We start from the raw sequence: 12,626 nt of genomic DNA, 5'->3' as shown, positions 1-12,626 counted from the left end.
GCTGATGCGATACGTCTGATGAATGGCGAGCCTACCCGCTCCCGCGGACCCAAACGGGTGACTCGGATCGCATCAACCCGCTGACCTGGGGGTTACCCAGCGCGTCTGTGCTGTTTGGGACGAGATCGTTTCTCTACGTACATCCGCTCGTCGGCAGACTTCAACACTTCGTCCGCAGTCATGCCACAGTGTGCCCACCCGATGCCGAAGCTGGCCCCGACACGGACCGCCCGGCCCTCGGCCCGGATCGGCTGGATGATCTCGTTGCGCAGGCGTACGGCGAGGTCCTGGGCGTCGGCCCGGCCGAGCCCGTCGGCGAGGATCACGAACTCGTCGCCGCCGAGCCGGGCGACGGTGTCGCCGTCGCGCACGCCGCGGGACAGCCGCCTGGCCACCTCGATGAGCACCGCGTCACCCGCGTTGTGCCCGAACCGGTCGTTGATCGACTTGAAGCCGTCGAGGTCGCAGAAGAGGACCGCGAGCCCCTTGGTGCCGTCGTCGCGCTCGCCCTCGGCCGGGGCGACCGTGTGGACGTGGTGGTCGAAGCCCTCGTACGCCGCCGCGACCGGCCGGAAGTCGAACCCGTGCCCGTTGGCGTCGTACACGGCCGGATGGCCGTAGGCCGCGTCCGTGGACTCCAGCGCGCCCGCGTGGGCGGGACGCTTGCACAGCCGGGCGGAGAGGCGGGCGCGCAGCTCGGCGGAGTTGGGCAGGCCGGTGAGGGAGTCGTGGGAGGCGCGGTGGGCGAGCTGGAGCTCGCGGCGCTTGCGCTCCTCGATGTCCTCGACGTGGGTGAGCAGGAAGCGGGGGCCGTCGGCGGCGTCGGCGACGACGCTGTTGCGCAGCGACACCCAGACGTACGTGCCGTCGCGGCGGCCCAGACGGAGCTCCGCGCGGCCGCCCTCCGCCGACGTACGCAGCAGCGTCCCGATGTCCTCGGGGTGCACCAGGTCCGAGAAGGAGTAGCGGCGCATCGCGGAGGCGGGGCGGCCGAGGAGACGGCACAGGGCGTCATTGGTGCGCAGGATCCGGCCGTGCTGGTCGCCGCCCATCTCGGCGATGGCCATGCCGGAGGGGGCGTACTCGAAGGCCTGCCGGAAGCTTTCCTCGCTGGCGCGCAGCGCCTGCTGCTCGCGCTCCAGCCTGACCAGTGCCCGCTGCATATTCGCGCGTAGACGTGCGTTGCTGATGGCGATGGCCGCCTGGAACGCGTACATCTGGAGCGCCTCGCGCCCCCACGCGCCCGGCAGCCGGCCGTTGCGCGGCCGGTCCACGGACAGGACACCGATCAGCTCGCCGCACGCGCCGCCCTGCACGCCGGGCGTGTACATCGGCGCGAAGAGCCTGTCGCTCGGGTGCCACTCGTCCTCGAAGCGGGGCGCCGGGCCGTCGGTGTACCACTGCGGGACGTCGTCGTCGTCGAGGATCCAGCCCTCGGTGTGCGGGATGAACACCAGGTCGCCCCAGTGCTCGCCCATGCTCAGCCGGCGCTCCCAGGACTCGCGGGAGCCGACGCGGCCGGTGATGAGGGCCTCGGCGGCGGGGTTGCCGGAGAAGGCGGCGACGACGAGGTCGCCGTCGGGGCGTACGAGGTTGACGCACGCGAGCTCGTAACCGAGGCCGGTGACGACGCCGTCGGCGACGGTCTGTAGTGTGTCCGCCAGGCTACGGGCCGTGTTCATGTCAGCCATGACCTGGTGCAGTTGTCGCAGGGTCGCAAGACGGACATACGGCTCCGACTCGGTCTCCATGCTCGCCCTCCCCCCGAGACCTCGCAGCGAATCAAGGGTTCTACTCCGGCGTAACGTCCCTTGCTGGTTCCCCGCCACTGAATCACAGCGCGCTGCCCACTCGGTACACAGGGTCAACAATTAATGGCCCTTGTGACTCAAGTCACAGGTAAACGTGAACAATTGAGTGGTGTTTCTGCGTTTTTCCTGTGCGTTTACTGAACGCAAGCTTTGTGGGCGCTCCCACGCAGTCGGTCCGCGGTCCTAGGTCCGTTCTCGTGCGCAGGCCCGATGTGGGGGACGCGGGGCTGACATTAGCGTTTCCGGTGTGCCGAACACTCTTCCTCCCCCCGCGCCGCACCTGACCGCCCTCCTCCCCGCCTCCCGGAGCGCCTCCGGGCATGCTGAGGGAGTGAGCAACGACGAGTTCCGTGCCGCCATGTCGCGGCTGGCCGCCGGTGTGGTCCTGGTGACCGCACTGGAGCCGCCGCTGGACCCGGACGACCCGCACGCTCCGGCCGGCGAGGACGTCGGCATGACGGCGACGGCGTTCATGTCGGTGTCCCTGGACCCGCCGCTGGTCCTGGTCAGCCTGCGCGAGGGCTCCCGCATGGACGACCTCCTCGCCGAACAGCACCTGTGGGCGGTCTCGGTGCTCTCCGAGAGCCAGCGCCACATCGCCGGCCGCTTCGCCATGAAGGGCCGCGTCAGCGACCGCCTGCTGTTCGCCGACATCCCGTACGTCCGCGGCAAGGAGACCGGCGCTCCCCTGGTCGGCGGCGCCCTGGCCACCCTGGAATGCCGCACCGAGCAGCGGGTGACGGCCGGCGACCACACCCTGGTCATCGGCCGCGTCCTGGCGGCCTCGCTGCCGAGCGCGGACGGGGGGCCGCTGACGTATTTCCGGGGCCGGTATCGGCACCTGGGTTGAATCGCCCGACCGAGAGCGCAACCGCTCGAATTGCAAAGCGGGTATCGGCAGTTGGGGTGAATCCCGCGACCGAGAGCGGCACGCAATTAGGTGGCGACCGCCGATCACCCGACTTACCGTTCCGGAGTGACGTCGACCACTTCAGGGCTCGCGCCCCGCCTCGAAAAGATCACCCCCTCGAATTTCGAGGCCGCCACCGCGATACGCGTCCGCCCCGACCAGGAACACGCCGTTTCCCCGGTCATGCAGTCCCTCGCCGAGGCGTACGTCCACCCTGCCGGCGTCGCCTGGCCGCGCCTGATCGTCGACGGCGACCGCCCGGTCGGCTTCCTGATGGCCTTCTTCGACATCGACTGGCCCGGCGACGGCACGCCGAGGCGCTCCGGACTGTGGCGTCTGAACATCGCCGCCGGTGAACAGGGCCGCGGATACGGCCGGTTCGCGGTCGAGTCCGTCGCCGCGGAGATCCGCCGCCGGGGCGGCACACGGCTGTACGTCACCTGGCACCCGGGACCCGACGGCCCTGAGGGCTTCTACCTCGGGCTCGGTTTCCGCACCACCGGCGAGACGTCCGGGGACCAGACGGTGGGCGTGCTGGACCTGGACCGGGCGGAGCAGGACCAGGCGGGCTAGACCGGCCTGACGTCGAGCCGGGACACCCGCCCGGGGTCCGTCACGATGTCGATCACGGCGATCCGATCCCGTACGAACGCAAACTTCAGGGCCCGCTCCACCCGCCCCCCGGCGAGGACCACGAACCCCGCGGCACCGTCGACCAGCGCGGCCCGCGCGGCACCGGCGAAGGACCCGCCGAACATCGCCGCGCCGCGCGCCACCGCCGCCGCACCCGTGGCCACCCCGGCCTCGGTGCGCGCGATGACGTCCGGGTCCAGGACGTCGAGCAGCCCGTCGAAGTCGCCGTCCCGCGCGGCGGCGAGGAAGGCGTCGACGATCTCCCGCTGCCTGCGCTGCCTGGCGCGGTCGGCCTCGGGCGGTTCGGCGCCCTGCACCCGTCGCCGGGCACGGCTGGCGAGTTGCCGCGCGGCGGCCGGCGTACGGTCCACCACCGCGCCCACCTCGTCGTACGGCACCCCGAACAGGTCGTGCAGCACGAACGCCAGCCGCTCCGCGGGCGTCAGGGTGTCCAGGACGACGAGCAGGGCGACGCCGACCGTGTCGGCGAGGACGGCGTCCTGCTCGGGGCCGGCCGTGCTTGCCGAGGCGAAGGCGGCCGGAGCGGAGGACGGGGGCGCCGCGGTGTCGAGGGGCTCCTCCGCGCGGGACTTGCGCGAGCGCAGCATGTCCAGGCAGACCCGGCCGACGACGGTCGTCAGCCAGCCGCCGAGGTTGTCGACCCGGGTGGTGTCGGAGCGGCTCACCCGGAACCAGGCCTCCTGCACCGCGTCCTCCGCCTCGGCGGTCGAGCCGAGCATGCGGTGGGCGACAGCGCGCAGGTGTCCGCGGTGCGCCTCGAAACGCTGGGCGAGGAAGTCGGTGTCGTCGGCGCTCATCTGTCGCAGCCTCTCGTCGCGGTCCGTCATCAGTGGCTTGACGGACCGCGCGACGCGGATGTGACAGCCGGCTCCCCTCCGGGGTCGCACCCGGTCCGGGGTTACCCCCAGTCCCGGCCCGACCGCCCCCGCTTGGTGTCCGAGCGCTGCTTCTTCTCCCTCAGCCGCCGCTCGTTGATCCCACGGGGAATCCGGGTGGGCCTGCGCGGCTTGGGCGGCGGCGCCGTCGCCTCGGCGAGGAGCGCGGCGAGGCGTACGGCGGCGGTCTCGCGGTTGCGCCACTGGGAGCGGTGCTCGGAGGCGCGGACGGTGACGACACCGTCGACGAGCCTTCCGGCCAGCCGCTCGAGCGCCCGCTGCTTCCAGACCTCGGGCAGCGCCTCCGTCCGGGCGAGGTCGAACCGCAGCTCGACCTGGGAGTCAGTGGTGTTGACGTGCTGGCCGCCCGGGCCGCTCGACCGCGAGAAACGCCACATGAGCTCGGCCTCGGGAAGCGAGACGGAGCCACGGATGACGTAAGGACCAGACATGCCGTCCATGTTCCCCGTCCTGTCCGGTCCACGTCACGCGAATATCCCCTGAAGGTCCCGCGAGAGTGCTCTTTGGCAAAGAAAGTAAAGACACATGGAACTTGAGGCACCCCTCTTCGCGTTCATAGGGGTAGCTGTAGCTTCTAGCCGTACCGCAACGAGGGAAGGGACTCCCAACAATGGCTGTAAGCCTGTCCAAGGGTGGCAACGTCTCGCTCACCAAGGAGGCTCCGGGCCTGACCGCCGTCACCGTGGGCCTCGGCTGGGACGTCCGCACCACCACCGGCACGGACTTCGACCTCGACGCCTCCGCGATCGCGGTCAACCAGCAGGGCAAGGTCTACTCGGACGCCCACTTCGTCTTCTTCAACAACAAGCAGACCCCGGACAACTCGATCGTCCACACCGGCGACAACCGCACGGGCGAGGGCGCCGGCGACGACGAGGCGATCAACGTCAACCTGGCGGCCCTCCCGGCCGACATCGACAAGATCGTCTTCCCGGTCTCCATCTACGACGCGGAGAACCGCTCGCAGAACTTCGGCCAGGTCCGCAACGCCTACATCCGCATCATCAACCAGGCCGGCGGCGCCGAGATCGCCCGCTACGACCTGTCGGAGGACGCGGCCACCGAGACCGCCATGGTCTTCGGCGAGCTCTACCGCAACGGCGCCGAGTGGAAGTTCCGCGCGGTCGGCCAGGGCTACGCCTCGGGCCTGGTGGGCATCGCGCAGGACTTCGGCGTGAACGTCTGACGAACGCTGCGCTGAGCTGAAGCCCCTTGCTGCGGTACGCCGTGGCCGGGGGCTTCCGGCTCTGTGGGGCCCGATAAGTTGCCCACGTGATCCTCGACCCCCTCCGCCTCGCCCCCGACCGAGACATCCCGGCCCCGCTCCTCACCGAACTCACCGCCCTCTACGCCTCCAACCGCGACTTCCACGCGCTCAGCGGTGACTTCCCGGACCCGGACGACATCCGGCCCGAGCAGGTGGCGGCCGCACTGGCGGACGAGTTGACGCACCCGGACGTCGAGGTCCTGCTCGCCCGCAGCTCCGGACGGCTGGCCGGGATCGTGATCACGCTCGCCCGTCACCCGGACCCGGCCGACCCGGACCCGTGGATCGGCCTGCTGATGGTGGACGCCACGGCCCACCGCCAGGGGTACGGCAGGCAGGTGGCCGCCCTCGTCGAGGACCGTTTCCGCGCGGCGGGCCGCAGCGCCGTACGCCTCGCCGTCCTCGACAACAACCCCAAGGGCCTCGCCTTCTGGACCGCCCTCGGCTACGAGGTCGTCGCCCACCGCAAGGACCGCCGGCTCGGCCGCCCCTGCGCCGTCCTGCGCAAGCCACTCGCCGAAGCCTGAACCGGCATGGACTGGACGACCCTGGCCGCCACGGCCCTCGGCGCCCTGGTCGGCGTCGGCTCGACACTGCTCGCGGACCGCGCCCGGTGGCGCCGCGACATGGCCGACCGGACCCGCCAGGAACGCAAACAGATCTATGTGACCGTCCTCACGAAGTACCGGCTGGCCTACGAGGCCATGCACGCGGCCGCCGTCGCCGGCCGCGGTCAGGACGACGGGGCGCGCGAGACGTCGGTACGGGAGGCGTTCCGCTCGTCGGGCTGCGACGAGGCCCGGGAGACCGCACTGATCTGCGCCCCGCAGGAGATGTCGGACGTCCTTGAGAACGTCTACGCGACCCTGCGGGACCTCCAGGACGCCTTCGCCGCCGGTGATCCGCCGCTCGACTCACCGGAGTTGCAGGCGCGGCGGCTGAAGCACGCCGAGGCCGTCTGGGCGGCCCGCGCCGCGATGCGCCGCGACCTCGGCCACCGGGTGTGACATAACCCGCCCCAACCGCGCTTTTCGAAAAGGGAGTTGGGCGATCGCGCCACCTCTCCTCGCCCGTCCGTATACCGGTTCTCAGGTAACGACTTTCGGATACAAACACGTAAAGTCTTGACGGCGCCCTGTCAAACAAGCCACTTCAGGTGTCACTCTCTCTCCCGCTCGCCGCAACTCTGTGCCCCACCTGTGCCTCCCCCATGAGGCCAGTCCGAAGGAGACCGAGTGAGACAGCAGTCCCGCGCCACCAGCGCGACCCGCTCCACCCGCAAGGCCACCGTGCGTGCCACCGCCCTGATCGGCTCGGCAGCGATGGTCGTGCTCGCGTTCCAGAACGGCCCCGCGACCGCGGCCCCCGAGCCCACGCCGTCGGGCGCCGCCGCGCTCCCCCTCAGCACGTCCGCCCGCGCCGCCGCCATCGAGTCGGCCCAGGAGGCCGCCGGTTCCACCGCCCGTGAGCTGCGGCTCGGCGCGCAGGAGAAGCTCGTCGTCCGGGACGTCGTCAAGGACGCGAACGGCACGGTCCACACCCGCTACGAGCGGACGTACGCCGGACTCCCCGTCCTCGGCGGTGACCTGGTCACGCACGTGACGAAGAGCGGCTCCCTCAAGGGCGTCAGCAAGGCCACGAAGGCCCGCATAGCCGTGGCGTCGACGGACGCCGCGATATCCGCCGCCACCGCGAGGAAGTCGGCGCTCGCGGGCACCGGTTCCTCGCAGGCCACCGCTCGCAAGGTCGTCTGGGCGGCCGGCGCGAAGCCCGTCCTCGCCTACGAGTCCGTCGTCAAGGGCCTGCAGCACGACGGCACCCCGAGCGAGCTGCACGTCATCACCGACGCCGCCACCGGCAAGAAGATCTACTCCTACGAGGCCATCGACACCGGTACCGGCACCAGCCAGTACAGCGGCACGGTCCCGCTCGGCACCACCGGCACCGCCTCCAGCGGCTACGACCTCAACGACGCCGGCCGCGGCGGCCACAAGACGTACGACCTGAACGGCGGCACGAACGGCACCGGCACCCTCTTCCACGACGCCGACGACGCCTGGGGCGACGGCACCGCCGGCAACCGCCAGACCGCCGCCGTCGACGCCCAGTACGGCGCTGCCGTCACCTGGGACTTCTACAAGAACGAGCTGGGCCGCAACGGCATCCGCGGCGACGGCAAGGCCGCCTACTCCCGCGTCCACTACGGCAACGCGTACGTCAACGCCTTCTGGAACGACAGCTGCTTCTGCATGACGTACGGCGACGGCGTGAGCAACCTCCACCCGCTCACCTCGCTCGACGTCGCCGGCCACGAGATGAGCCACGGCCTCACCGCCGCGACGGCCGGGCTGAAGTACAGCCGTGAGTCGGGCGGCCTGAACGAGGCCACCTCCGATATCTTCGGCACCTCGGTCGAGTTCTACGCGGCGAACTCCCAGGACGTCGGTGACTACCTCATCGGCGAGAAGATCGACATCAACGGCGACGGCACCCCGCTGCGCTACATGGACAAGCCCAGCAAGGACGGCAGCTCGGCCGACTACTGGTCCCGCAACGTGGGCCGGCTGAACGTCCACTACTCCTCGGGCGTCGCCAACCACTTCTTCTACCTGCTCAGCGAGGGCAGCGGCGCCAAGACCGTGAACGGCGTCTCCTACAACTCGCCGACGTACGACGGCTCGACGGTCACCGGGATCGGCCGCACCAAGGCCTACCAGATCTGGTTCAAGGCCCTGAGCACGTACTTCACCTCGTCGACCGACTACGCGGGCGCCCGCACCGGCACCCTCCAGGCCGCGGCGGACCTGTACGGCTCCGGCAGCGCGGAGTACAACGCGGTGGCGGCGGCGTGGAAGGCGGTCAACGTCAACTGACCCGCACCTGCTGCGGACCTGCCGGGCCGTCCGTCACGGGCGGTCCGGCTTTCCGTCGCCGTACAGCCAGTCCGCCCAGATCCCGCTGAAGTCCTTCTTCGGCGCGTGCTTCTCGACGAACGCCGTGAAGTCGTCGGTGTCCGCGGTGCCGTGACGGTGGGCGGCCGCCCAGCCCTGGACGATGTCGTAGAAGGTGCCGTCGCCGACGGTCTGCCGGATCTTGTGCAGGACCATCGCGCCGCGCTGGTAGACCGGGCTGTCGGAGATGCGCGCGGCGCTCGTCGGCTCGGCGGGCGGGAAGTCCCACAGGCCCTCGTGGTCGTCCTCGCCGTGGTCGTACATCGCCTCGAAGGTCTCCTGGACGCTGTCGCCGCCGTTGTCCTCGTCCCACAGCCACTCGGCGTACGTCGCGAAGCCCTCGTTGAGCCACATGTCCCGCCAGCTCTTCGGTGTGACGGAGTTGCCGTACCACTGGTGGGCGATCTCGTGCACGAGCGTCGTGGTGTCCGGGGCGCCGGGGAAGACGGGCCGGTTCTGGGTCTCCAGGGCGTAGCCGGCGGCCTTCTTCGGGGCGACGATCGCGCCGGTGGAGGAGAAGGGGTACGGACCGAAGTTGGTCTCGGCCCACTCCAGGATGTCGGGGAGATCGGCGAGGACTTCGCGGCCGGCGTCGGCCTGGGAGGGGGCGACAGCGGTGTAGACGGGCAGCTCCCCGCCCGTCTCGCTGGTGACCGTGGAGCGGCTGATGTCGTAGTCCCCGATGGCGAGGGCGGCCACGTAACTGGCCATGGGCTCGGCGGTCCGCCAGCGGAACGTCGTACGGCCGTCGGTGGTGGTCCGGTTGGCCAACTCCCCGTTGGAGACGACCTCCAGCTCCTCGGGCACGGTGACCGTGATGTCGTACGACGCCTTGTCGGACGGGTGGTGATTGCCGGGGAACCACGCCATGGACCCCACGGGCTCACCCAGCGCGAGCGCCCCGTCGTCGGTGGGCAGCCACCCTTCCTCCGAGCCGTCGGCGTCGGTGACGGTCTCAGGGGTGCCGGAGTAGCGGACGGTGACCCGGAAGGTCTCGCCGTCGTCGAGGTCGCCGTGGGGACGGACGACGAGTTCCCGGCCGTTGCGGCTCCAGCGGGCGCGCTCGCCCTCCACGGTGACCTGCTCGACCTTCATGCCCGTCAGATCGAGGTCGAAGGCGGTGAGGTCCTGGGTGGCCCGCGCGGTGATCTCGGCGGTGCCGCCGAGGTGGCGGTCCTCGGGGTCGTAGGCGAGGTCGAGGGCGTAGTGCGTGACGTCGTAGCCGCCGTTGCCGGCCTTCGGGAAGTACGGGTCACGCAGGCCGGAGCCGCCGGGGGTGCCCTGGACGCCACCGCTGCACGCGGTGAGGACGAGCAGGGCGGAGGTGACGGTCAGGGCAACAGGCGTCAAACGGGACACCCGGTGATCCTATGGGGCCAGGGGCGGCTCGACACCAGCAGATACGCTCCAGGTGAGGCGTGACACCATCACCTACGTGCTCGACATCGGCTACGCCCTCTCCACCCGCTTCCCGGACCCCCCGCAGACGGACTACCGTCGCGCGGACGTCCGTGCCCTGCGCCACGACCTGTTCTGCGGCGACGTCTACCTCGCCGACACCAAGGCGGACCGGGAGTTGTCCACAGCCTGGGGATGGGTGCCGGTGCTCGACTTCGCCTGGGCCCTGTGCGACATCGTCGAGCAGCTGGACCGGGACCCGGCCGGCTCCCGCGCCTCCCGCCCCCAGCACGCGGAGCTGGACTTCACCGAGTCCACGGACCGCATGCTCTTCGAGCGCCGCTTCGGCTGGGTGGACATCGAGGCGGACTGGATGCCCGCCGAGGAGCCCCCGCTGACCTTCTCCCACTCCGAACTGCGCCGCGAGGCCCGCGACTTCCTGCACGACCTGATCGCCGACCTGATCGATCTGCACGAGGGCCTGGGCGAGAACCCGGCGATCTGGACGCTGCAGGCCCGCTTCCCGCGCGTGGCCTAGGGACTGTCCGCCACGACAACGAAGGAGCCCCTCCCGTACGCGACGGGAGGGGCTCCTTGTCAGAGCGCCGGGCAGGCCTTGCACCTGCATTTCCCCGCAGGAAGCGGGGCGTCTTTCCTTGGACCACCAACGCAGCACCGGCCGCCGGGAGTTCCGGCGAGCAGCTCAAGATCAATCATACACGTCCCCTCCCCTGCCCTACTCCCCCTCCACCCGCACCCCCATCTCCGCCGCCAGCACCGGCGCCAGATCCAGCAGCTGCGAGGGACTGATCACCGCCCCCGCGAGCCGGTCCACCCCCCGTGCGATGTCCAGCTCGGCCGCCTTCCGCAAGTCCACGTCCGTCAGAGTCACCGCGGTGAGATCCGCCCCCTTGACCGCGCAGTCCACGAACTCGACCCTCTCCAGCCGGGCTCCCCCGAAGTCCGGCTCGACCAGGACGCAGCCCTCGAAGACGACATCTCTGAGCCTGGCCTTGCGCAGGTTCAGGTAGTCGATCTTGCCGCCTCGGATCACCACCCGCTCCAGGACCGCGCCGTGCAGCTGCACTCCGCCCAGCCGGGGGTCCACCAGCTCCACATCACGCAGGGTCGACTCGGCGAGATCGGTGCCGACCCCCCGCAGTGCGGTGAGCACCGAGTCGAGGATCCGGGCGTGATGAAGTCCGGTCTCGTCCAGCGTGCAGCCCTTCAACGCGCAGTCCATGAAGCGGGCACCCGCGCCGTCCTGTCCGGAGAGGTCCTCCTCCCGGAACTCCAGGCTGTCGTAGTCCCCGTCCGGCTCCAACTGCCCGTCCCGATACGGCTCCAGCACCGGCAGCCGCACCTCGGGCCGCCGCGCGCCCTTCACGACGCCCTCACCCATCGCTCTCCTCGCCATGCCCCCATGCTGCACCCCGCCACTGACAATCGCCCTGACCTGCACAGACAGCGGCCATGTCACATTCGGGGTGCCTCGGACCGTCGTAGTCACAGACGAACACGTCACAGACAGACGAGCAGACAGACAAGGCGAACCGAGCACAAGGGAGACCCCCAGCCATGCACCGCATCACCGTCATCGGCGGCGGCTTCGCCGGACTCACCGCCGCCATCACGGCCGCCGAGGCGGGCGCCAAGGTCACCGTGTACGAGGCCCATCACACCCTCGGCGGGCGGGCACGCACCGCCGAGGGGCCGTACCGGACGAACGACGGACCGCACGCCCTGTACAACGGCGGCCCGCACTGGGCCTGGCTCAAGCAGCGCGACCTGATCGGGCCGCTCGCGCCGATCCCGCCCCTGGAGGCGGCCCGGCTGCGGCTGCGGCACCGGGGCGTCCTGCGCCGCACCCCGCCCTTCGCCATGCTCAAGCTGCTGCGGCCCGCCCTGCCGCAGGCGCCCGTCGACGTGGACTTCATGACCTGGGCGACCGGCATCGCCGGGGAGGAGGGCGCCCGTGCCGCCGCCCACTACTCCGCCGTCGCCCTGTTCCACCACGACCCCGGAGCGCTCTCCGCCGCGTTCGTGCAGGAGCGGCTGCGGCGGGCCACCAAGCTGCCGCCGGAGGCGCACTATCCACGGGGCGGCTGGGCGAACCTCATCGACCGGATGGCGGCCCGGGCGTGGAACCTCGGCGTGCGGATGGAGACCCTGTCCCGCGTCGAAGAGCTGCCGACCGACACGCCCGTCGTCGTCGCCACCTCCCTCGACGCCGCCCGCCGCCTCCTCAGGGACGACTCCCTGATCTGGACCGGCGGCCGTACGGCACTCGTCGACCTGGCGGTGCGCACCCGGCGCGGGGACGCCTTCATCGTCTCCGATCTCGACGAGACGGGGTGGCTGGAGCGGTTCACCGCGCAGGACCGCTCCCTGGCACCGGCGGGTGAGCAGCTGATCCAGGGGCAGATCCCGATCGCGCCGCACGAGTCCAAGGCGGACGGCGTCGCCCGTGCCGAGCAGCTCCTCGACCTCGGCTTCCCCGGCTGGCGCGAGCGCGTCACCTGGCGGCGCGAGTCCGTCGCGAGCGGCCGTACCGGCGCCGTCGACCTGCCCGGCACCAGCTGGCGCGACCGTCCGGCCGTCGACCGGGGCGACGGCGTCTACCTGGCGGGGGACCAGGTCGCGGCCCCCGGCGTGCTGTCCGAGGTCTCCTTCAACAGCGCGCTCACGGCCGTGTCCCTGGCCCTCGGCCGGCACGCCCTTGACCTCAAGCGAGCTTGA

The 12,626-nt window shown here is 70.9% G+C and carries 13 protein-coding genes; 8 read left to right on the top strand and 5 right to left on the bottom strand.

Annotated elements, in window-relative coordinates; translation table 11 throughout:
* Positions 1–92 precede the first annotated feature (92 nt).
* Complete coding sequence (cdgB, locus tag ACIBU0_RS17720; RefSeq protein WP_398818694.1) at positions 93–1,751, bottom strand: diguanylate cyclase CdgB; 1,659 nt, start codon at positions 1,749–1,751, stop codon at positions 93–95.
* 307 nt (positions 1,752–2,058) lie between these two features.
* On the opposite strand from cdgB, the gene ACIBU0_RS17715 reads away from it, so the two are divergent.
* Together ACIBU0_RS17715 and ACIBU0_RS17710 are read left to right on the top strand one after the other, a co-directional pair.
* Positions 2,059–2,661, top strand: coding sequence for a flavin reductase family protein (locus tag ACIBU0_RS17715; RefSeq protein ID WP_398818691.1), 603 nt, complete (start codon positions 2,059–2,061; stop codon positions 2,659–2,661).
* Between the two features lie 126 nt (positions 2,662–2,787).
* Positions 2,788–3,294, top strand: a complete 507-nt coding sequence (locus ACIBU0_RS17710; protein ID WP_398818688.1) for a GNAT family N-acetyltransferase — start codon at positions 2,788–2,790, stop codon at positions 3,292–3,294.
* On the opposite strand, the gene ACIBU0_RS17705 is transcribed toward ACIBU0_RS17710, so the two are convergent.
* Entirely contained in the window at positions 3,291–4,172 is an 882-nt protein-coding gene (locus tag ACIBU0_RS17705; protein WP_398818685.1) for a sigma-70 family RNA polymerase sigma factor, read from the bottom strand. The genes ACIBU0_RS17710 and ACIBU0_RS17705 overlap by 4 nt on opposite strands.
* Positions 4,173–4,273: 101 nt before the next feature.
* Positions 4,274–4,711 carry an alternative ribosome rescue aminoacyl-tRNA hydrolase ArfB gene (arfB, locus tag ACIBU0_RS17700; protein WP_398818683.1) on the bottom strand — a complete coding sequence of 146 codons (438 nt, stop codon included), beginning with the start codon at positions 4,709–4,711 and terminating at the stop codon, positions 4,274–4,276.
* Between the two features lie 170 nt (positions 4,712–4,881).
* On the opposite strand from arfB, the gene ACIBU0_RS17695 reads away from it, so the two are divergent.
* The 4 genes from ACIBU0_RS17695 (at position 4,882) to ACIBU0_RS17680 (ending at position 8,411) form a co-directional block, all read left to right on the top strand.
* A complete protein-coding gene (locus ACIBU0_RS17695) occupies positions 4,882–5,457 on the top strand; it encodes a TerD family protein (protein ID WP_360334138.1) in 576 nt (191 codons plus the stop codon).
* A gap of 86 nt (positions 5,458–5,543) precedes the next feature.
* A complete protein-coding gene (locus ACIBU0_RS17690) occupies positions 5,544–6,065 on the top strand; it encodes a GNAT family N-acetyltransferase (RefSeq protein WP_398818680.1) in 522 nt (173 codons plus the stop codon).
* 6 nt (positions 6,066–6,071) lie between these two features.
* Complete coding sequence (locus ACIBU0_RS17685; protein WP_398818678.1) at positions 6,072–6,545, top strand: hypothetical protein; 474 nt, start codon at positions 6,072–6,074, stop codon at positions 6,543–6,545.
* A 315-nt stretch (positions 6,546–6,860) separates the two neighbouring features.
* Positions 6,861–8,411, top strand: a complete 1,551-nt coding sequence (locus tag ACIBU0_RS17680; RefSeq protein WP_398819632.1) for a M4 family metallopeptidase — start codon at positions 6,861–6,863, stop codon at positions 8,409–8,411.
* Between the two features lie 33 nt (positions 8,412–8,444).
* On the opposite strand, the gene ACIBU0_RS17675 is transcribed toward ACIBU0_RS17680, so the two are convergent.
* Complete coding sequence (locus ACIBU0_RS17675; protein WP_398818675.1) at positions 8,445–9,848, bottom strand: M1 family metallopeptidase; 1,404 nt, start codon at positions 9,846–9,848, stop codon at positions 8,445–8,447.
* 76 nt (positions 9,849–9,924) lie between these two features.
* Between ACIBU0_RS17675 and ACIBU0_RS17670 the strand changes: the two genes are divergently transcribed.
* Positions 9,925–10,425 carry a hypothetical protein gene (locus ACIBU0_RS17670; protein ID WP_398819630.1) on the top strand — a complete coding sequence of 167 codons (501 nt, stop codon included), beginning with the start codon at positions 9,925–9,927 and terminating at the stop codon, positions 10,423–10,425.
* A 198-nt stretch (positions 10,426–10,623) separates the two neighbouring features.
* On the opposite strand, the gene ACIBU0_RS17665 is transcribed toward ACIBU0_RS17670, so the two are convergent.
* Positions 10,624–11,304: a pentapeptide repeat-containing protein gene (locus tag ACIBU0_RS17665; RefSeq protein ID WP_398818672.1), complete on the bottom strand. Its 681-nt coding sequence runs from the start codon at positions 11,302–11,304 to the stop codon at positions 10,624–10,626.
* A 161-nt stretch (positions 11,305–11,465) separates the two neighbouring features.
* On the opposite strand from ACIBU0_RS17665, the gene ACIBU0_RS17660 reads away from it, so the two are divergent.
* Entirely contained in the window at positions 11,466–12,626 is a 1,161-nt protein-coding gene (locus ACIBU0_RS17660; RefSeq protein WP_398818669.1) for an FAD-dependent oxidoreductase, read from the top strand.

Source organism: Streptomyces sp. NPDC049627 (assembly GCF_044465645.1).
In the GTDB taxonomy this organism is placed as follows: domain Bacteria; phylum Actinomycetota; class Actinomycetes; order Streptomycetales; family Streptomycetaceae; genus Streptomyces.
The sequence above is the reverse complement of the archived record's forward strand: the minus strand, read 5'-3'. Positions and strand labels throughout refer to the sequence as shown.

Coding starts and splice junctions, on each gene's coding strand:
- cdgB (WP_398818694.1), bottom strand. CDS start 1,751: ATGGAGACCGAGTCGGAGCCGTATGTCCGTCTTGCGACCCTGCGACAA.
- ACIBU0_RS17705 (WP_398818685.1), bottom strand. CDS start 4,172: ATGAGCGCCGACGACACCGACTTCCTCGCCCAGCGTTTCGAGGCGCAC.
- ACIBU0_RS17660 (WP_398818669.1), top strand. CDS start 11,466: ATGCACCGCATCACCGTCATCGGCGGCGGCTTCGCCGGACTCACCGCC.
- arfB (WP_398818683.1), bottom strand. CDS start 4,711: ATGGACGGCATGTCTGGTCCTTACGTCATCCGTGGCTCCGTCTCGCTT.
- ACIBU0_RS17685 (WP_398818678.1), top strand. CDS start 6,072: ATGGACTGGACGACCCTGGCCGCCACGGCCCTCGGCGCCCTGGTCGGC.
- ACIBU0_RS17695 (WP_360334138.1), top strand. CDS start 4,882: ATGGCTGTAAGCCTGTCCAAGGGTGGCAACGTCTCGCTCACCAAGGAG.
- ACIBU0_RS17665 (WP_398818672.1), bottom strand. CDS start 11,304: ATGGCGAGGAGAGCGATGGGTGAGGGCGTCGTGAAGGGCGCGCGGCGG.
- ACIBU0_RS17680 (WP_398819632.1), top strand. CDS start 6,861: ATGGTCGTGCTCGCGTTCCAGAACGGCCCCGCGACCGCGGCCCCCGAG.